Raw genomic sequence first — 19,799 nt, 5'->3', positions numbered from 1 at the left:
ACAAGATGGTGATTTATGCATTTTTTACATTCGTGATAGCGATCACTTTGACCATTCAAAAGCGTGAGATACGCGCTGCGACAATTTTCGCGCGGTGCAGTACACTTCGGCGCATCAGTTTTAGACGGAATATTCAGATGACCACGATGCTGGAAGTGGCGAAGCGGGCAGGGGTGTCGAAGGCCACGGTTTCTCGGGTGCTTTCGGGCAATGGCTACGTGAGCCAGGAGACAAAAGACCGGGTTTTTCAGGCGATTGAAGAGAGCGGCTACCGCCCGAATTTACTGGCGCGAAACCTCGCCACCAAACGGACGCAAACCCTGGGGCTGGTGGTCACCAACACCCTGTATCACGGCGTCTATTTCAGCGAACTGCTGTTCCACGCGGCGCGCATGACGGAAGAAAAAGGCCGTCAGCTGATTCTGGCGGACGGGAAGCACAGCGCCGACGAAGAGCGCGAGGCGATCCAGTATCTGCTCGACATGCGCTGCGATGCGATCATCATCTATCCGCGCTTTTTAAGCGTCGATGAGATGGATGAGATTATCGAAAAGCAGGAGCAGCCGATCATGGTGCTGAACCGTCGACTGCGCAAAAACAGCAGCCACTGCGTGTGGTCCGATCATAAAACCTCGTGCCAGGACGCGGTGTCGCAGCTGATTGCGATGGGCCATCGGGATATCGCTTTTATCACCGGTTCGCTGGATTCCCCGACCGGTATCGAGCGTCTTTCCGGGTACAAAGAGGCGCTGTTACAGCACTACATTCCCCTGCGCGACGAGTTGCAGGTCGAGGGGAAATGGACCCCGGAGAGCGGGGCGGCGGGCGTTGCCACGCTGCTTGAACGCAACGCAAAATTTACCGCACTGGTCGCCAGCAATGACGATATGGCGATCGGTGCGCTGAAACAGCTTCATGAAAGCGGGATCGCCACGCCGGGCGAGGTGTCGGTGGTTGGGTTTGATGATGTGGCTATCGCCCCCTACATCGTGCCCTCGCTCTCCAGCGTGCGTATTCCGGTCACGGAGATGATCAAAGAGACCATCAGCCGCCTGATTTTTATGCTCGACGGCGGCGAGTTCAACTATCAACAGGCCTTCCCCGGTGAGCTAATCCTGCGTGATTCGGTTGCCGCTCACGTTCATGTCTGATGTCGACAGATGTCATCGTCACTCGTGACGATGACATCTGGGGCCACTGATTAAGTTCAGTGAAATCAGTGAATTAAAATGTGGCACGCTTTATGTATGTTTCGCCGCATAACTTAATGCTGGAGAAGCAGATGAACCGTTTTATTATGGCTGATGCCAGTAAATGTATTGGCTGTCGTACCTGTGAAGTGGCGTGTGTTGTGTCCCATCAGGCGCAGCAGGACTGCGCGTCCCTGACCCCGGAATCTTTCCTGCCGCGTATTCATGTCATCAAGGGCGTGAATATCTCAACGGCGGCGATTTGCCGCCAGTGCGAAGACGCGCCCTGTGCGAATGTCTGCCCTAACGGGGCGATTAACCGTGAAAACGGCTTTGTGCAGGTGATGCAGCAGCGCTGCATCGGGTGTAAAACCTGCGTCGTGGCCTGTCCGTACGGCGCGATGGAAGTGGTCGTGCGTCCGGTTGTGCGCAACAGCGGCGCGGGCCTGGGCGTGCGCGCCGACAAAGCCGAAGCCAACAAATGCGATCTGTGCAACCACCGCGAAAGCGGCCCGGCGTGCATCGAAGCCTGCCCGACGCACGCCCTGGTCTGCGTCGATCGTAATAAGCTGGAACAGATGAGCGCCGAGAAGCGTCGCCGCGCGGCGTTCGACACCTCGTCATCGATGCTGTTTTAGTCATCATGAGCCGTAACGGCGTGCAGCTGCGGGTGCGCGGCAAAGTGCAGGGGGTAGGTTTCCGCCCCTTCGTCTGGCAGCTGGCGAATCAGCTTGGCCTTCGCGGTGACGTCTGTAACGACGGGGAGGGCGTGCTGGTGCGCCTGGCGGATGAGGCGACGGCGTTTCAACAGCGGCTGTTGCTGGACTGCCCGCCGCTGGCGCGTATCGACAGCGTTGAAACTCAGCCGTTGACCTGGCCGCATTTGCCTGCGAAGTTCACCATCCGCCACAGCGCGGGCGGGGCGATGGCGACGCAAATCGTCCCGGACGCGGCGACCTGCCCGGCGTGCCTCGTTGAAATGCGCGATCCGCGCGAACGCCGCTACCGCTATCCCTTCATCAACTGCACCCACTGCGGCCCGCGTTTTACCATCATTCGCGCCATGCCCTACGACCGGCCTGATACGGCGATGGCCGCCTTTCCGCTGTGTGCGCCGTGCGAGCACGAATACCGCAATCCGGCGGACCGGCGTTTTCACGCCCAGCCGGTGGCGTGCCCGGACTGCGGGCCGGAGCTGGAGTGGCGCGCCGGTGACCGTCGCCTGACGCGTGATGACGCCTTAGCGGCTGCCGTTGCGATGCTGAAAAGCGGCGGAATCGTGGCGATCAAAGGCCTCGGCGGTTTTCATCTGGCCTGCGACGCGAATAATGAACTGGCCGTGGCGCGCCTGCGCGAGCGGAAGCATCGTCCGGCGAAACCGCTGGCGGTGATGCTGCCTCATGCCGATGGCTTACCTGCCCCCGTCAGGGAGCGTTTACTTTCTCCCGCCGCACCCATTGTGCTGACCGCGAAAAGCGCGTTGCCGCCTCTGCCGCACAACATCGCGCCGGATCTCGATTGCATCGGCGTGATGCTCGCGTCCAACCCGCTGCAACATCTGCTGATGGACGACTGCGCCCGCCCGCTGGTGATGACATCCGGCAATCTGAGCGGCAAGCCGCCAGCGCTCAACAACGAACAGGCGCTGGAGGAACTGGGCGAACTCGCCGACGGATTTTTGCTGCATAACCGCGACATCCTGCAGCGCATGGATGATTCGGTGATGGACGCGCAGGGCGCGATGCTGCGCCGTGCGCGGGGTTTTGTCCCGGACGCCATTTCGCTCCCCGCAGGCTTTACGGATATCCCGCCGATGCTCTGTCTCGGCGCGGAGATGAAAAACACCTTCTGCCTGGTGCGCGGCGGGGAGGCGGTGCTGAGTCAGCACTTTGGCGATCTGAACGACGACGGTGTCGAACGCCAGTGGCGCGGGGCGCTGGAGGTAATTCAGCAGATGTATGATTTCCAGCCGGAACGCGTGGTGTGCGATGCTCATCCGGGCTACCGTTCTGCCCGGTGGGCCGAAGCGCTGGCGCTGCCGAAAGAGACAGTGCTTCATCACCATGCTCACGCGGCGGCGTGTCTGGCCGAAAACGGCTGGCCGCTCAACGGCGGCGACGTGATTGCCCTGACACTCGACGGGATCGGGATGGGCGAGAACGGCGCGCTATGGGGCGGCGAGTGCCTGCGGGTGAATTATCTGGAATGCGTTCACCTTGGCGGTTTGCCTGCGGTGGCGCTGCCGGGGGGGGATCTGGCGGCCATCGAGCCGTGGCGGAATCTGTTGGCGCAGTGTCTGGCGTTTGTTCCGGACTGGCAGGCCCGGCCTGAAATGCGCGCCGTGCAGGCGCACAACTGGCCGCTGCTGGCGACGGCGGTGGCGCGGGGAATCAACGCCCCGCAGGCCTCCTCCTGCGGACGGCTGTTTGACGCCGTGGCCTGTGCCCTCGGCATTGCGCCCGACAGGCAAAGTTACGAAGGCGAAGCTGCCTGTCAGCTTGAAGCCCTCGCCGCGACCTGCTCCGGCATGCATCATCCGGTGACGCTGGCGGTGGACGATATGTCCACATTCTGGCAGCAGTGGCTCGACTGGCAGGCGACGCCCGCCGAACGGGCGTGGGCCTTCCATGACGCGCTGGCAAAAGGGCTCGCAGAACTGATGGTTCATCACGCCGAACGCCTGGGTATTTCGACACTCTGCTTTAGCGGCGGCGTGCTGCACAACCGACTGCTGCGCGTGCGGCTGCAATGCTATCTCTCTGAATTTACGCTCCTGTTTCCTGGGCAGTTACCCGCGGGCGATGGGGCGATTTCGTTCGGGCAGGCGGCGGTGGCTGCCGCCCGAATGCTCGCACACAGGAACTGACATGCTTCGACGCCTCTATAACGAACCGCTTCTTCTGATTTTGCTGGCGGCTAATCTGCTCGCCTGGGGCTGGGCCTGGCACACCTTCAGCGGGAGTACCACGCTGATGGCGGCGAGCCTGCTGGCGTGGTGTTACGGCCTGCGCCACGCGGTCGACGCCGATCATATCGCCGCGATTGATACGGTGACGCGCAAGCTGATGCAGCAGGGTAAACGGCCGTCCGGCGTCGGGGCGTGGTTTTCGCTGGGGCACTCGACCATTGTGGTGCTAGCCTCGGTAGCGATTGCCGCCACGGCGACGGCGTTTCAAAAGAACATGAGCTGGTTTCACGAGACCGGCGGCCTGATCGGCACCGCCGTTTCCGCCACCTTTTTACTGGCGATGGCGCTGGTGAACATGGTCATTCTCCGCGGCGTCTGGCGCAGTTTTCAGGCGCTGAAAAAAGGTCAGGCGGTCAATGCTGAACCCGTGGCGCAGGGCGGGGTGATGAGCTGGCTGTTTGGCGCGACGTTTCGTCTGGTGAGCAAAAGCTGGCAGATGTATCTGGTCGGTTTTCTGTTTGGCCTCGGGTTTGATACTGCCACCGAAATCGGCGTGCTGGGGATTTCAGCCGCCAGCGCCTCGAACGGCATGTCGGTGTGGTCGATTATGATCTTTCCGGCCCTGTTTGCCAGCGGCATGGCGCTGGTGGATACCCTCGATAATTTACTGATGATTGGCGCCTACGGCTGGGCATTCAATAAACCGCAGCGCAAGCTTTATTACAATATGACCATCACGGGGACCTCGGTGGTGGTGGCGTTATTTATCGGCGGCCTGGAAGCGCTCGGCCTGATTATGGATAAATTTGCATTAAGCGGCAGTATTTGGGACGCGGTGGCTGCCATTAATAATAATCTCGGCGACGCCGGATTTATTGTTATCGGTTTGTTTGTTGTCTGTTGGTGCCTGTCGATGCTGAACTACCGCTGGCGCGGCTACGATGCGCTGGGGCTGGCTGATGTGTCTAATCATTATTTAAAAAAATAATCTAAGCATAAATTGCTTTTTATTATCTGTTTCAATTAAATTACGCCTGATAATCAATTTATCAAAAAATATAAAATATATATGGTTCGAGAGGAATGAATAACGCGCATTTATATATTCACTCCTTTCGCTCTATGTATTCATATAAATAATAAAAAAGGGACTGATGGCGATGATTTATCTTCTTTGCATTTACCTTGTGAATAGAATGCGCAAAAAAATACCCCGTAAAAACGGGGTAGCGGATAATAAAATCCTAAGGTTAAGTAAACGTGGCAGAGGGTTAAGGGTTAAACGGGCAGCGACTTTAGCAGAGCGAAAGCCTCCTTCATCCGATCTTCGCTGACCACAAAGGCGCGCAGCTGGCCGTCACCATCGATGCCTTTTGCGACCATCCCCTGTGGCTCAATCGCTATGTGCCAGTTGAGATTCTGGCGCTGCGTCTCTCCCGCGAGATGCAGCGGCAACTCTGGCGTTTTGACTTTCACCAGCATCGCGGGCAGCTTCAGCGGTGCGTTGACCCCAAGCAGATTCTTCGCCAGATACATCGCGCTTATCTGAATTGGCTGCAGGAACGGCAGGACCTGCCCGTTGATTTCCGCGCAGTCGCCGAGGGCATAAATGTCGGGCTGCGAGGTTTGCAGATAGCTGTCCACCTTCACACCGCGGTGAATGTCCGCTCCGGCTCGCTGCGCCAGCGCCGTTTCCGGGCGCAGACCCGTTGCGGCGATGACCACGTCCACCTCAACGCTGCGGTTGCGATCCAGCGTGGCGCGAATGCCATTTTCGGTTTCCGTCAGGCTCTGGAGCTGAGATTTCAGAAGCCCATGGACGCCCATCTCGGTCAGGCGATGCTGTAAGCGACTGCTCACTTCCGCTGGCATCAGGGCCGACAGAATGCTGGCGGCGTGATCGACCAGGGTGACCGCTTTCCCGGCGCGGCAAAAATCCATCGCCAGTTCGGTGCCAATCAGACCGCCGCCGACAATCATCACCCGCTGCGCGTTACGAAGCCGGGTTTCGCAGGCCTGATACTCCTGCTGGCTGTTCAGCGTCAGCATCAGTTCGCGACCTTCAACGGGGGGCACAAAGGCAGACGCGCCCGTCGCCAGCACCAGTTTGTCGTACTGCCACTGCTGGTCTTTGCTCTTCACCACACGGGCGCTGGCATCGATGTCCGTCACCCAGGTGTGCGGGAACAGGCGCAGGTTAAACTGTTCGGCGAACTCCCCCGCCGTCTGGCGGGTGAGGTCGTCGGCGCACTGATTCTGGCTGATGACATGGCTCAAATCAGGTTTGTTGTACTCGTCCATGCTGTCGGCGGCGATCAGCGTCAGCGGGACGTTGGTGTCTTGCTTGCGTATATTTTTCACCAGCTGGCGGGCGGCAAAGCCCGAGCCGATGATCACAATGCCGTGGCTCATTTTGCCTCCGTCGCCAGTTCGTCGAAGACGTCTTTCCCGAGGGAACATTCCGGACACAGGAAATTGTCTGGCACGTCGCGCCACGGGGTGCCTGGGGCGACATCCTGTAAAGGTTCGCCGAGGGCAGGATCGTAAATCCACTGGCAGACGCTGCACTGCATGCAAGGGCCGAGATCGGCGGCTGCCGCCGCAGCGCAGGCGCAATCGTCTTTCTGTTCAGGCGCTTTTGGGGCCGCTTCCGGCAGTGGAGCGAGCGCCCACTGACGCGCGATGTCGCGGCCGTGCTGACGGCAAATTTCCAGCGCGTCGATGTCCGGACGCCACTTCGCTTTCAGGCTCATCGACATTTCGAAACCGGCATCCTGCAGACGGGTAGAGAGACGATCCACCGCGCCGCCGCTCCAGCCGTGGGAGCCAAAGGCGCTGGCGCGTTTGTTGCGAAAACGCAGGCCAGTCATCTCTTCGACCAGACCGGCGATTTTCGGCATCATCACGTTATTCATGGTGGAGGTGCCGACCAGCACGCCTTTCGAGCGGAAGACGTTGGTCAGGATCTCGTTTTTATCGCTGCGCGCCACGTTGAAGATTTTTACCGCCACGTTCGGATCGACTTCGTTAATGCCCTGGGCAATGGCGTCTGCCATCATGCGGGTGTTGTTGGACATGGTGTCGTAGAACAGGGTGATACGATCTTCCTGATAGTCCGCCGCCCATTTCAGATACAGCTCCACGATTTGCGTTGGGTTTTCGCGCCAGACCACCCCGTGCGAGGTCGCAATCATATCGACCGGCAGATTAAAGCCGAGGATTTCGGTGATTTTTGGCGTCACCAGGCGGCTGAACGGGGTCAGGATATTGGCGTAGTAGCGCTGGCACTGCTCGAACAGCTCGGTCTGATCCACTTCGTCGTTAAACAGACGTTCGTCGCAGTAGTGCTGGCCGAAAGCGTCGTTACTGAACAGCACCGCATCGCCGGTCATGTAGGTCATCATGCTGTCGGGCCAGTGCAACATCGGGGTTTCGACGAAGATCAGCTGCTTGCCGTTACCAATGTCCAGCGCATCGCCGGTTTTGACGGTGTGGAAATTCCATTCCGGGTGGTGATGGTGGCCGTTTATCGAATCGATGGCGTTGGTGGTGCAGTAGATTGGCGTGTGCGGAATATAAGACATCAGCTCGGTCAGCGCGCCCGCGTGGTCCTCTTCCGCATGGTTAATCACGATGTAATCAATGTCAGCCAGATCGATTTCGCTGCGCAGGTTTTGCACGAACTCGCGGCTGAATTTGTGATCGACGGTATCGATCAGCACGTTTTTGCCTTCACGGATCAGATAGCTGTTATAGCTGCTGCCGCGCAGCGTTTTGTATTCGGTCCCGTGAAAATCACGCACTTCCCAGTCACGTTGGCCAACCCAATGAATGTTATTTTTAACCAGAATAGACATAGCAACCTCAAATTAAGACGGTGTTTTTCAATAAGATGGTTTAGCTATATCAAGTTGCGTGCCAGTTTTTTAAGTTGTTAATTTAAAATGGTTTTATAAAAAGTCACCCGCAAGAGGTAGTCGATATGACTATGCGATTTATCGTCAATATGACAGTATGGATTGTCAAAATGACCGCGAGGCGCAAATGAGCTTTTCCGTAGAAGTGCTGGCGAAGATCGCCATTGAATTACAGACCGGTATCGGCCATCAGGACCGCTTCCAGCGGCTGATCTCCACCCTGCGCCACGTGCTGGATTGCGACGCCTCGGCGCTGCTGCGCTACGAAGGGCGGCAGTTCATTCCGTTGGCGATCGACGGGCTGGCGCAGGACGTACTGGGACGGCGCTTTAAGCTTGAAGGCCATCCGCGTCTCGAAACCATTGCCCGTGCGGGCGACGTGGTGCGTTTCCCGGCTGACAGCGATCTGCCCGATCCCTACGACGGTTTAATTCCTGGTCAGGAGAGCCTGAAAGTCCATGCCTGCATCGGCCTGCCGCTGTTCGCCGGGCAAAACCTGATTGGTGCCCTGACCCTCGACGGGCTTCAGCCCGATCAGTTCGATTCTTTTAGCGACGAAGAGTTGCGCCTGATTGCCGCTCTGACCGCCGGGGCGCTGAACAACGCGCTGCTGATTGAACAGCTGGAGAGCCAGAACATTTTGCCGGGCAGCCCGGCGGCGTTTGAGCAGGTGGCGCACACGGAGATGATCGGACTGTCGGCGGGCATGATGCAGCTGAAAAAAGAGATCGATATCGTTGCAGCGTCCGATCTGAACGTTTTAATCAGCGGGGAAACCGGCACCGGCAAAGAGCTGGTGGCGAAGGCGATCCACGAAGGCTCGCCGCGGGCGGTCAATCCGCTGGTCTATCTGAACTGCGCCGCGCTGCCGGAGAGCGTGGCGGAGAGCGAGCTGTTCGGTCACGCGAAAGGGGCGTTTACCGGGGCGATCAGCAACCGCAGCGGCAAGTTTGAGATGGCCGACAACGGCACGCTGTTCCTCGATGAAATCGGCGAGCTGTCGCTGGCACTGCAGGCCAAGCTGCTGCGCGTGTTGCAGTACGGTGATATTCAGCGCGTCGGCGACGACCGTAGCCTGCGGGTGGACGTGCGTGTACTGGCGGCGACGAACCGCGATCTGCGCGAGGAGGTGCTGGCCGGGAATTTCCGCGCCGATCTGTTCCATCGCTTAAGTGTGTTTCCGCTTTCGGTTCCGCCGCTGCGCGAGCGCGGTGAAGATGTGGTCCTGCTGGCAGGTTATTTCTGCGAGCAGTGTCGGCTAAAAATGGGACTCTCCCGCGTGGTGCTCAGCCCCGGCGCGCGCCGCCATCTCCTGAGCTACGGCTGGCCGGGGAATGTGCGCGAGCTGGAACATGCCATCCACCGTGCGGTGGTACTGGCGCGCGCGGCGCGGACCGGCGATGAAGTGGTGATCCACGCCCGGCATTTTGCCCTGCATGACGAGGCGATGCCTGTCGCGGTGGCGGACGCGCCCGCGATAACCGCTGAAAACCTGCGTGAGGCGACGGAAGCTTTCCAGCGTCAGATGATCACCCGCGCGCTGGAGCAGAATAACCGCAGCTGGGCGGCCAGCGCCCGGGCGTTAGAGACAGACGTCGCCAACCTGCATCGGCTGGCGAAACGTCTTGGGCTGAAGGGCTAGATAATTCCGGCCTGATAGAAATCCTGCAGGTTGATCGCGCCGCACAGCTTGCCGCTGTCGTCCACCACCGGTGCGGCGGTGATTTTGCGTTTCATCAGGATCTCTTTGGCTTCGATGGCGCGGCTTTCGGCGTTGAGCGTCAGGCCGCCGGTGGTCATGGCATCGCTGACGATGGCTTCCAGTTTGCCGCCGCCGACCAGCCAGCGACGCAGGTCGCCGTCGGTAAAGACCCCTTTGACCAGCCCGGTCTCATCACACACGGCGACTAACCCCAGGCCGGTGCGGCTCAGTTCGAGCATTGCGTCCATCACGCTGGTGGTGAGTTTCACCTGCGGGATGGCGTCGTCGGTGCGCATCAGATGATGCACTTTGTTCAGCAACCGCGCGCCCAGCGCACCCGCCGGATGCGAGCGGGCAAAATCTTCTTCGTTAAAGCCGCGCGCCTGCATTACCGCCATCGCCAGCGCATCGCCCATCATCAGGGTGTTGACGGTGCTGGAGGTCGGGGCGAGATGCATCGGGCAGGCTTCGCGTTCCACAGAAATATCCAGCGTGGCTTTGGCGGCCAGCGCCAGCGGTGAGCGTGATTTTCCGGTCATCGCCAGCAGGGCGACCGATTTTTCCTGCAGGCGCGGAATGATTAAATCGAGCTCTTTCGCCGAGCCGGAGTAGGAGATAAACAGCATCACGTCGCGGCTTTCAATCATCCCCAGATCGCCATGCAGCGCTTCGGCCGGATGGACAAAGAAGGCGGGGGTGCCGGTGCTGGCGAGGGTGGCGGCAATTTTCTTGCCGATATGGCCGGACTTCCCGATGCCTGCGACAATCACTTTGCCTTCGCAATGGATGATGGTATTGGCCGCGCGGACAAAATCCTCGCCCAGCCTTTCCGGCAGTCGGCTGGCTTCCTGAAGCTCCAGCATTAACGTCTGACGGCCTGTGTTTAGCAGAAAATCACTCATCTTTCTCTCCGGTTAGCGTTCCTTTCTCTTCCTGTCTGCGCGGAGCAAACAGAAGGGCAGCGCTCATGATAGTGCATTCGAAAGGTCAGAATCTTAAGGAATGACAAAAGTTTTGCGAAGGGTCGCAGAACCGCTTCCTTGAGGCATTGAGGATGCTTTACCATACTTGCCACTTATCGAATTCGTTTAAATGGATGTCTCATGGTCAAGCGTCGTTACGCAGCGCTCCTACCCGCGCTGATTATGCTTGCTGCCTGTAGCAGCAAACCGAAAACAGAGGAAGTTCAACAGACGGCGGGCACCCCATCGGGTGGTTTTCTCCTCGAGCCGCAGCACAACATGATGCAGATGGGCGGGGATTTCGCGAACAACGCGGCCGCCGAGCAGTTCATTGATAAGATGGTGAACAAACATGGGTTCAACAAACAGCAGCTGCACGAGATTCTGTCTCAGGCGAAACGTCTGGACTACGTGCTGCGTCTGATGGACCGCCAGGCACCGACGGCGCAGGTGCCGACCGGGCCAAACGGCGCGTGGCTGCGCTATCGCAAACAATTCATCACCCCGGACAACGTGCAAAACGGCGTGGCGTTCTGGAATCAGTATGAGGATGCCCTGACGCGCGCGTGGCAGGTGTACGGCGTGCCGCCGGAAATTATCGTCGGGATTATCGGCGTCGAAACCCGCTGGGGCCGCGTGATGGGCAAAACCCGCATTCTCGATGCGCTGGCGACGCTCTCCTTTAACTATCCGCGTCGTGCGGAATACTTCCAGTCTGAGCTGGAAACCTTCCTGCTGATGGCGCGCGACGAGCAGGACGATCCGCTCGATCTGAAAGGTTCCTTCGCAGGCGCGATGGGCTACGGCCAGTTTATGCCGTCCTCCTATAAAGAGTATGCGGTCGACTTTAACGGCGACGGGCATATCAATCTATGGGATCCGGTGGATGCCATCGGCAGCGTGGCGAACTACTTCAAAGCGCACGGCTGGGTGAAGGGCGATCCGGTGGCGGTGCAGGCGAACGGCCAGGCGCCAGGGCTGGAGAATGGCTTCAAAACCAACTACAGCGTGTCGCAGCTGGCGGCGGCAGGTTTAACGCCGATGCAATCGTTGGGTAATCATCAGACGGCCAGCCTGCTGCGTCTGGATATCGGCACCGGCTATCAGTACTGGTACGGTCTGCCAAACTTCTACACCATCACCCGCTATAACCACAGCACGCACTATGCGATGGCCGTGTGGCAGCTTGGTCAGGCGGTCTCGCTGGCGCGCGTTCCGGGGACGTCGCCGTTTAGTCAGTAGTTTGCTTTGAGATTGCCGGGTGGCGGCTACGACGGTTTTGTAGGCCCGGTAAGCGAAGCGCCACCGGGCAACACACTCCTCCGCACAGAAACATTTCGCCACACTCCCTCTTTTTGATTCGCGTTTACATCCGCATCGCATTTGATTATTGTTATGTTATAACATTTATTGGCGGTGCAACGATGTCTCTCTTTTCTCTTTCCGCGCTCAACCGGCTGTGGCTGGCGGCCATTCTGATTGTGCTCATTGGCCTGGCGGTGCGCTGGGCGGTGGTTCTTCCATGATTGAACTGCAAAACCTGGTGGCGGGATACGACCGCCAGCCGGTGACTCAGGCGCTCAACGGCGTCATCGAGCGCGGCAGCATGACGGCGATTGTCGGGGCCAACGGCTGCGGCAAATCGACGCTGCTCAAAACCCTGGCGGGATTTATTCCGCCGGTCAGCGGGGGATTTCGCTGGCGCGAAAAACGCCCGACGATCGGCTGGCTGGCGCAGCGTCACTCCCTGGAAGCGCAGTTCCCGCTGACTGTTCAGGACGTGGTGAGCATGGGCTGCTGGCCGAAAATCTCCCTGCTGAAGGCGTATCGCCGCGAAACCCGGCTCAGGATCGCTGAAGCGCTTGAACGCGTCGGTCTTGAGGATCTTGGGACCGCCACCATCGACGAACTCTCGGGCGGCCAGTTCCAGCGCATGCTTTTCGCCCGCGTGCTGGTGCAGAACGCGCCGCTGGTGATGCTGGACGAGCCTTTTACCGGCGTCGATGAAGCCACCTGTAACGTGCTGATGGAGCTGATGCTGGACATGTATCTGAGCGGGCAGACGGTGCTGGCGGTATTACACGACAGCGAACGCGTGTCGCGCCATTTTCCGCAGACGTTGCGCCTCGATACGGCGACGCCTCATTGGGGCACCGAGCGGGTGAGAGTCGCATGATCTGGCATATTTTCTTCCAGCCGTTCATCGAATACGGCTTTATGCGCCGCGCGCTGGTGGTGTGCCTCGCGCTCTCCGTCAGCACCACGATGCTTGGCGTTTTCTTACTGCTCCGGCGGATGAGCCTGATGGGCGATGCACTGTCGCACGCCATTTTACCGGGCGTGGCGGTGGGGTATCTGGTCAGCGGAATGTCTTTGCTGGCGATGAGTCTTGGCGGGTTCATCGCCGGGATCGTCGTGGCGCTGGTGGCAGGCCTGGTTAGTCGACGCACGCCCCTGAAAGAGGACGCCAGCTTTGCCGGGCTGTATCTGGGCTCGCTGGCGCTCGGCGTCACGCTGGTTTCCCTGCGCGGGTCAAACGTCGATCTGTTGCATCTGCTTTTTGGCTCGATTCTGGCGGTGGATAACGATGCGGCGCTATTCGTGGCGGGCGTCTGCGGCCTGACCTTAATGCTGCTGGCGCTGTTTTACCGGGGGCTGGTCACCGAGGCCTTTGATACCGCGTGGCTGCAGGTTAATTCCCGACGGCTTCCCGCACTGTTACACGGTTTGTTCCTGGCATTGCTGGTGCTGAACCTGGTCGCTGGATTCCAGGTGCTCGGCACGCTGATGGCGGTAGGACTGATGATGCTCCCCGCCGTGGCCGCACGCTGCTGGATGCATACTCTGCCGGGACTGCTGCTGATGGCGGGCGTCAGCGGCGTGTTCTGCGCCTGGCTCGGATTGAGCCTGTCGTGGGCGGCGAGCTTGCCTGCCGGGCCCTCCATCGTGCTGACCGCAAGCGCATGGTTCTTTATTTCGGTTTTATGTGGCTCGCGCAGCAGGCTGCGCGCGCTTTTTTAACGCAAGGGGAAAAGATGAAGAAGACAGGAATAATGATGGCGCTCGCGCTGGGGCTGATGTCTCACGGCGCGCTGGCAAAGACGCTGAACGTGGTGACCAGTTTTTCTATTCTGGGAGACATCACCCAGGAAGTGGGCGGCGATCATGTGAAGGTCACCACGCTGGTGGGACCGGACGGCGATCCGCATACCTTTGAGCCGTCGCCGAAAGACAGCGCCGCGTTAAGTAAGGCAGATGTGGTGGTGGTCAACGGCCTCGGGCTGGAAGGGTGGCTGGATCGTCTGGTGAAAGCCTCGGGCTTTAAAGGCACGCTGGTCGTCGCATCAGCCGGGATCAAAACACATACCCTGGAGGAAGACGGCAAAACCGTGACCGATCCGCACGCCTGGAACAGCGCCGCCAATGGGGCGTTATACGCGCAAAATATTCTGGCGGGGCTGGTCAAGGCTGATCCGCAAGAGAAAGCGGCGCTGGAGGTTACGGGCAAACCTTACATTGCGCAGCTGACACAGCTCGACGGCTGGGCGAAATCGCGCTTTAGTGCTATCCCGCAGGAGAAACGTAAAGTGCTCACCAGCCATGACGCTTTCGGCTATTTCAGCCGCGCCTACGGCGTGACCTTTATGGCACCGCAAGGGCTGTCATCCGAGAGCGAGGCCAGCGCCGCGCAGGTGGCTGAGATCATCAATCAGATTAAGGCTGACGGGGTTAAAACCTGGTTTATGGAAAACCAGCTCGATCCGCGTCTGGTGAAGCAAATTGCCAGTGCGACGGGCGCGCAGCCGGGCGGTGAACTCTATCCTGAAGCGCTCTCCGCCAAAGGCGGCGTGGCGGACACCTATGTGAACGCCTTTCGCCACAACGTGAATACGCTCGCCGACAGCATGAAGTAATTCGCTTTTCAAAGCCGATGCGACCGCGTCGGCTTTTTTCTGAAGCCTCCTCGTAAAACCGGAACCTCATCCCCATATCCCATGAGAAAGTGCTATCTTGTGCTGCATGTTTTTCAGGAGCCTGAAGCGATGATGACTGACCATGAATTGATGCAGCTGAGCGAAGTTGTCGGGCTGGCGTTGAAGCAGCGCGGCGCGACCTTAACGACGGCAGAATCCTGCACCGGCGGCTGGGTGGCAAAAGTGATTACGGACATCGCGGGGAGCTCCGCCTGGTTCGAACGCAGTTTTGTCACCTACAGTAACGAAGCCAAAGCCCAGATGATTGGCGTGCGTGAATCGACGCTCGAACAGCACGGCGCGGTGAGCGAACCGGTCGTGGTGGAAATGGCGATAGGCGCGCTCAAAGCCGCGCGTGCGGATTACGCGATCTCCATCAGCGGCATCGCCGGGCCGGATGGCGGCAGCGATGTGAAACCGGTCGGCACCGTCTGGTTTGGTTTTGCGACCTCGCAGGGGCAGGGCGTTACCTTCCGCGAATGCTTCAGCGGTGACCGCGAAAGCGTGCGCAGACAGGCGACGGAATACGCGTTAAAAACGCTCTGGCAACAATTTCTACAAAACACTTGATACTGTATGACCATACAGTATAATTGCACCAACAGAACAGAATTCACTATCCGGCGCAGTTCCCCGGCATGACAGGAGTAATAATGGCTATCGACGAAAACAAACAGAAAGCGTTGGCGGCAGCACTCGGCCAGATTGAAAAGCAATTTGGTAAAGGCTCCATCATGCGCCTGGGTGAAGACCGTTCCATGGACGTGGAAACTATCTCCACCGGTTCGCTTTCTCTGGATATCGCACTGGGCGCGGGCGGCCTGCCAATGGGCCGTATCGTAGAAATCTACGGGCCGGAATCTTCGGGTAAAACAACCCTGACGCTGCAGGTGATTGCCGCCGCACAGCGCGAAGGTAAAACCTGTGCGTTCATCGACGCCGAGCACGCGCTGGACCCGGTCTATGCCCGTAAACTGGGTGTTGATATCGACAACCTGCTCTGTTCTCAGCCGGATACCGGTGAGCAGGCGCTGGAAATCTGTGACGCCCTGGCGCGTTCAGGTGCAGTCGATGTGCTGGTTGTCGACTCCGTTGCGGCGCTGACGCCAAAAGCGGAAATCGAAGGCGAAATCGGTGACTCTCACATGGGCCTCGCGGCACGTATGATGAGCCAGGCGATGCGTAAGCTGGCCGGTAACCTGAAACAATCTAATACTCTTCTGATTTTCATCAACCAGATCCGTATGAAGATTGGTGTGATGTTCGGTAACCCAGAAACCACCACCGGTGGTAACGCGCTGAAGTTCTACGCTTCTGTCCGTCTGGATATCCGTCGCATCGGCGCGGTGAAAGAGGGCGATAACGTCATCGGTAGTGAAACCCGCGTGAAGGTGGTGAAGAACAAAATCGCCGCACCGTTCAAGCAGGCGGAGTTCCAGATCCTCTACGGCGAAGGCATCAACTTCTTCGGCGAGCTGGTTGACCTGGGCGTGAAAGAGAAGCTGATTGAAAAAGCGGGCGCCTGGTACAGCTACAACGGCGACAAAATCGGTCAGGGTAAAGCGAACGCTATCTCCTGGCTGAAAGAAAACCCGGCAGCAGCGAAAGAAATTGAGAAGAAAGTGCGTGAACTGCTTCTCAACAACCAGGACTCTAAGCCTGACTTCGTTGTCGACAGTGCTGACGTTGAAGAAACCAAAGAAGATTTCTAACCACTTCTTCTAAAAACAAGGGCTGCGATTGCGGCCCTTTTTGCATTTGTAAAACAGCAGGTTTGTTATGAGCGAAAACACCCCGCGTCGCCCTGCCTACGCGCGTTTACTGGATCGCGCAGTGCGCATTCTGGCGGTGCGTGACCACAGTGAACAAGAGCTGCGCCGCAAACTCTCGGCTCCGGTGATGGGGAAAAACGGCCCGGAAGCTATCGATGCCACGGCAGAAGATTATGACCGCGTCATTGCCTGGTGCTATGAATACCATTATCTCGACGACAGTCGTTTTGTGACTCGCTTTATCGCCAGCCGCAGCCGCAAGGGTTATGGCCCGGCCAGGATCCGTCAGGAACTCAACCAAAAAGGTATCCCTCGTGAGGCCACCGAACAGGCGATGCGTGAATGCGACATTGACTGGTGTGAACTGGCCCGCGAGCAGGCCGTGCGCAAGTACGGTGAACCCCTTTCGCGCGAATTTTCAGAAAAAGTCAAAATCCAGCGATTTTTGTTGTACCGCGGCTTCCTGATGGAAGATATTCAGGATATATGGCGTAATTTTGCCGATTGAGCGCATGCGGGATTTTACTTCCCTTGCAAGAAAACTTATCTTATTCCCACTTTTTCCAGTAGTCAGTCCGTCCGGGCATCAACAGAGACAGGCTGGCTGCGACATTTCGTTAGCTTGATTTCAGGATAATTATGAGCAAGAGCACCGCTGAGATCCGTCAGGCGTTTCTCGACTTTTTCCATAGTAAGGGACACCAGGTTGTTGCCAGCAGCTCCCTGGTACCGAACAATGACCCGACTCTTCTGTTTACCAACGCCGGGATGAACCAGTTCAAGGATGTTTTCCTTGGTCTCGACAAGCGTAATTATTCCCGCGCCACAACGTCACAGCGTTGCGTGCGTGCGGGCGGTAAACACAACGATCTGGAAAACGTCGGCTACACCGCACGTCACCATACTTTCTTCGAGATGCTGGGCAACTTCAGCTTCGGCGACTACTTCAAACACGACGCTATTCAATACGCGTGGGAACTGCTGACCGGTGAAAACTGGTTCAACCTGCCGAAAGAGCGTCTGTGGGTAACTGTCTACGAAACCGATGATGAAGCTTACGAAATCTGGGAAAAAGAAGTCGGTATCCCGCGTGAGCGCATTATTCGCATCGGCGACAACAAAGGCGCGCCTTACGCGTCTGACAACTTCTGGCAGATGGGTGACACCGGTCCTTGCGGTCCGTGCACCGAGATCTTCTACGATCACGGCGACCACATCTGGGGCGGCCCTCCGGGAACCGCAGAAGAAGACGGCGATCGCTACATTGAGATCTGGAACATCGTCTTCATGCAGTTCAACCGTCAGATTGACGGCACCATGGAACCGCTGCCGAAGCCGTCTGTGGACACCGGTATGGGTCTGGAGCGTATCGCGGCTGTTCTGCAGCACGTCAACTCCAACTACGACATCGATCTGTTCAGCACCCTGATCAAATCCGTGGCGGAAGTGACCGGTGCGACCGATCTGAGCAACAAATCCCTGCGCGTTATCGCGGACCATATTCGTTCTTGTGCGTTCCTGATTGCCGACGGCGTTATCCCGTCGAATGAGAACCGTGGCTACGTGCTGCGTCGTATCATTCGTCGTGCGATCCGTCACGGCAACATGCTGGGCGCGAAAGACACCTTCTTCTATAAGCTGGTGGGGCCACTGGTTGGCGTCATGGGCGCAGCGGGCGACGAACTGAAACGCCAGCAGGCGCAGGTTGAGCAGGTTCTGAAAACCGAAGAAGAGCAGTTTGCGCGTACCCTTGAGCGCGGTCTGGCTCTGCTCGACGAAGAGCTGTCTAAGCTGACCGGCGATACGCTGGATGGTGACACCGCATTCCGTCTGTACGACACCTACGGCTTCCCGGTCGATCTGACCGCCGACGTGTGCCGTGAGCGCAACATTAAAGTAGACGAAGCAGGCTTTGAAGCCGCAATGGAAGAGCAGCGCCGCCGTGCGCGTGAATCCAGCGGTTTCGGCGCAGACTACAACGCGATGATCCGCGTGGATAGCGCGTCTGAATTCCAGGGTTACGATCATCTGGAACTGACCGGCAAAGTGACCGCGCTGTTTGTTGACGGCAAAGCCGTGGACAGCATCAGCGCAGGCCAGGATGCGGTTGTGGTTCTGGACAAAACGCCGTTCTACGCGGAATCGGGCGGCCAGGTGGGCGATAAAGGCGCACTGAAAGGTAACGACTTTGCCTTTACCGTCACCGATACTCAGAAATACGGCCAGGCAATTGGTCACGTCGGCAAACTCGCTTCAGGCTCCCTGAAAGTGGGTGCGGGCGTGAAAGCGGAAGTGGATGAAGCTCGCCGTGCGCGCATTCGTCTGAACCACTCTGCCACGCACCTGATGCACGCCGCTCTGCGCGATGTACTGGGTACACACGTTGCTCAGAAAGGTTCTCTGGTCAATGACAAAGTGCTGCGTTTTGACTTCTCCCATTTCGAAGCGATGAAACCGTCTGAAATCCGCGCGGTGGAAGACATGGTCAACGCTCAGATTCGTCGTAACCTGCCTATCGAGACCCACATCATGGATCTGGAAGCAGCGAAAGCGAAAGGGGCGATGGCGCTGTTCGGCGAGAAATACGACGAGCGCGTTCGTGTGCTGAGCATGGGTGATTTCTCTACCGAACTGTGCGGCGGTACTCACGCCTCGCGTACGGGTGATATCGGCCTGTTCCGTATCCTGTCTGAATCAGGTACTGCGGCGGGTGTGCGTCGTATCGAAGCCGTGACCGGCGAAGGTGCGATGGCGAGCCTGCACGCAGAAAGCGATCAGCTGCACGACATTGCGCAGCTGCTGAAGGGCGACAGCCACAACCTGGGCGAGAAAGTGCGTAGCGCGCTGGAACGTACCCGTCAGCTGGAAAAAGAGCTGCAGCAGCTGAAAGAGCAGGCTGCGGTGCAGGAGAGTGCAAACCTTTCCAGCAAAGCGGTTGATATTAAAGGTGTTAAACTGCTGGTCAGCGAACTGGCAGGCGTTGAGCCTAAGATGCTTCGCACCATGGTTGATGATCTCAAGAACCAACTCGGTTCCACGGTTATCGTCCTGGCGACAGCGGCAGAAGGTAAGGTTTCTCTGATTGCGGGCGTCTCTAAGGATGTGACGGATCGCGTGAAAGCAGGGGAATTGATTGGCATGGTCGCCCAGCAGGTGGGTGGCAAAGGTGGTGGTCGTCCAGACATGGCGCAAGCCGGTGGTACGGACGTGGCAGCACTTCCAGCAGCATTGGCCAGCGTTGAAAGCTGGGTAAGCGCTAAACTGTAATAATTACAAAGCGTAAACAGACGCCATAACTTCAGGGTTATGGCGTTCTTATCACTACGCTATCGCTAACGATAAAGTCAGGTTGAGTTTGTGTATATCGGCTAAAC

At 58.2% G+C, this 19,799-nt stretch carries 16 protein-coding genes; 13 read left to right on the top strand and 3 right to left on the bottom strand.

The features are described 5' to 3' along the window. Window positions 1-137 precede the first annotated feature (137 nt). The 4 genes from QQF33_RS12360 (at window position 138) to QQF33_RS12345 (ending at window position 5,086) form a co-directional block, all read left to right on the top strand. On the top strand, window positions 138-1,151 hold the full coding sequence (locus QQF33_RS12360; protein WP_285150835.1) for a LacI family DNA-binding transcriptional regulator: 1,014 nt from the start codon (window positions 138-140) through the stop codon (window positions 1,149-1,151). Between the two features lie 131 nt (window positions 1,152-1,282). Next, a complete protein-coding gene (gene hydN / locus QQF33_RS12355) occupies window positions 1,283-1,828 on the top strand; it encodes an electron transport protein HydN (protein ID WP_285150834.1) in 546 nt (181 codons plus the stop codon). 5 nt (window positions 1,829-1,833) lie between these two features. Further along, window positions 1,834-4,056, top strand: coding sequence for a carbamoyltransferase HypF (gene hypF, locus QQF33_RS12350; protein ID WP_285150833.1), 2,223 nt, complete (start codon window positions 1,834-1,836; stop codon window positions 4,054-4,056). A 1-nt stretch (window position 4,057) separates the two neighbouring features. Further along, window positions 4,058-5,086: a HoxN/HupN/NixA family nickel/cobalt transporter gene (locus QQF33_RS12345; protein ID WP_285150832.1), complete on the top strand. Its 1,029-nt coding sequence runs from the start codon at window positions 4,058-4,060 to the stop codon at window positions 5,084-5,086. A 290-nt stretch (window positions 5,087-5,376) separates the two neighbouring features. On the opposite strand, the gene norW is transcribed toward QQF33_RS12345, so the two are convergent. Next, window positions 5,377-6,510, bottom strand: a complete 1,134-nt coding sequence (gene norW / locus QQF33_RS12340) for an NADH:flavorubredoxin reductase NorW (RefSeq protein ID WP_285150831.1) — start codon at window positions 6,508-6,510, stop codon at window positions 5,377-5,379. Next, complete coding sequence (norV, locus tag QQF33_RS12335) at window positions 6,507-7,955, bottom strand: anaerobic nitric oxide reductase flavorubredoxin (protein ID WP_285150830.1); 1,449 nt, start codon at window positions 7,953-7,955, stop codon at window positions 6,507-6,509. Before norV ends, norW begins: the two co-directional genes overlap by 4 nt. A 187-nt stretch (window positions 7,956-8,142) precedes the next feature. Between norV and norR the strand changes: the two genes are divergently transcribed. Further along, a complete protein-coding gene (gene norR, locus QQF33_RS12330) occupies window positions 8,143-9,657 on the top strand; it encodes a nitric oxide reductase transcriptional regulator NorR (protein WP_285150829.1) in 1,515 nt (504 codons plus the stop codon). Here the strand turns inward: norR and gutQ are convergent. Then, complete coding sequence (gene gutQ, locus QQF33_RS12325; RefSeq protein WP_285150828.1) at window positions 9,654-10,619, bottom strand: arabinose-5-phosphate isomerase GutQ; 966 nt, start codon at window positions 10,617-10,619, stop codon at window positions 9,654-9,656. The genes norR and gutQ overlap by 4 nt on opposite strands. Window positions 10,620-10,820: 201 nt before the next feature. Here gutQ and mltB point away from each other — a divergent pair, with 201 nt between their 5' ends. From mltB to alaS, 8 genes are all read left to right on the top strand, one after another. Beyond that, entirely contained in the window at window positions 10,821-11,921 is a 1,101-nt protein-coding gene (mltB, locus tag QQF33_RS12320; RefSeq protein WP_285144868.1) for a lytic murein transglycosylase B, read from the top strand. Between the two features lie 280 nt (window positions 11,922-12,201). Then, the gene (locus QQF33_RS12315; protein ID WP_285144869.1) at window positions 12,202-12,855 is read left to right on the top strand and encodes a metal ABC transporter ATP-binding protein; all 654 of its coding nucleotides are present in this window, start codon (window positions 12,202-12,204) and stop codon (window positions 12,853-12,855) included. Beyond that, window positions 12,852-13,700: a metal ABC transporter permease gene (locus tag QQF33_RS12310; RefSeq protein WP_285150827.1), complete on the top strand. Its 849-nt coding sequence runs from the start codon at window positions 12,852-12,854 to the stop codon at window positions 13,698-13,700. The genes QQF33_RS12315 and QQF33_RS12310 overlap by 4 nt, the downstream gene beginning before the upstream one ends. A 14-nt stretch (window positions 13,701-13,714) precedes the next feature. Then, window positions 13,715-14,593, top strand: coding sequence for a metal ABC transporter substrate-binding protein (locus QQF33_RS12305; RefSeq protein WP_285144871.1), 879 nt, complete (start codon window positions 13,715-13,717; stop codon window positions 14,591-14,593). A gap of 132 nt (window positions 14,594-14,725) precedes the next feature. Next, window positions 14,726-15,223, top strand: coding sequence for a nicotinamide-nucleotide amidase (pncC, locus tag QQF33_RS12300; protein ID WP_282493079.1), 498 nt, complete (start codon window positions 14,726-14,728; stop codon window positions 15,221-15,223). A gap of 83 nt (window positions 15,224-15,306) precedes the next feature. Beyond that, on the top strand, window positions 15,307-16,365 hold the full coding sequence (gene recA / locus QQF33_RS12295; protein ID WP_282493076.1) for a recombinase RecA: 1,059 nt from the start codon (window positions 15,307-15,309) through the stop codon (window positions 16,363-16,365). 67 nt (window positions 16,366-16,432) lie between these two features. Next, on the top strand, window positions 16,433-16,933 hold the full coding sequence (gene recX, locus QQF33_RS12290) for a recombination regulator RecX (RefSeq protein WP_285144872.1): 501 nt from the start codon (window positions 16,433-16,435) through the stop codon (window positions 16,931-16,933). 131 nt (window positions 16,934-17,064) lie between these two features. Next, window positions 17,065-19,692, top strand: a complete 2,628-nt coding sequence (gene alaS, locus QQF33_RS12285; RefSeq protein WP_282493078.1) for an alanine--tRNA ligase — start codon at window positions 17,065-17,067, stop codon at window positions 19,690-19,692. Window positions 19,693-19,799: the final 107 nt, after the last annotated feature.

This window comes from Lelliottia wanjuensis (assembly GCF_030238365.1).
GTDB lineage: Bacteria > Pseudomonadota > Gammaproteobacteria > Enterobacterales > Enterobacteriaceae > Enterobacter > Enterobacter wanjuensis.
The sequence above is the reverse complement of the archived record's forward strand: the minus strand, read 5'-3'. Positions and strand labels throughout refer to the sequence as shown.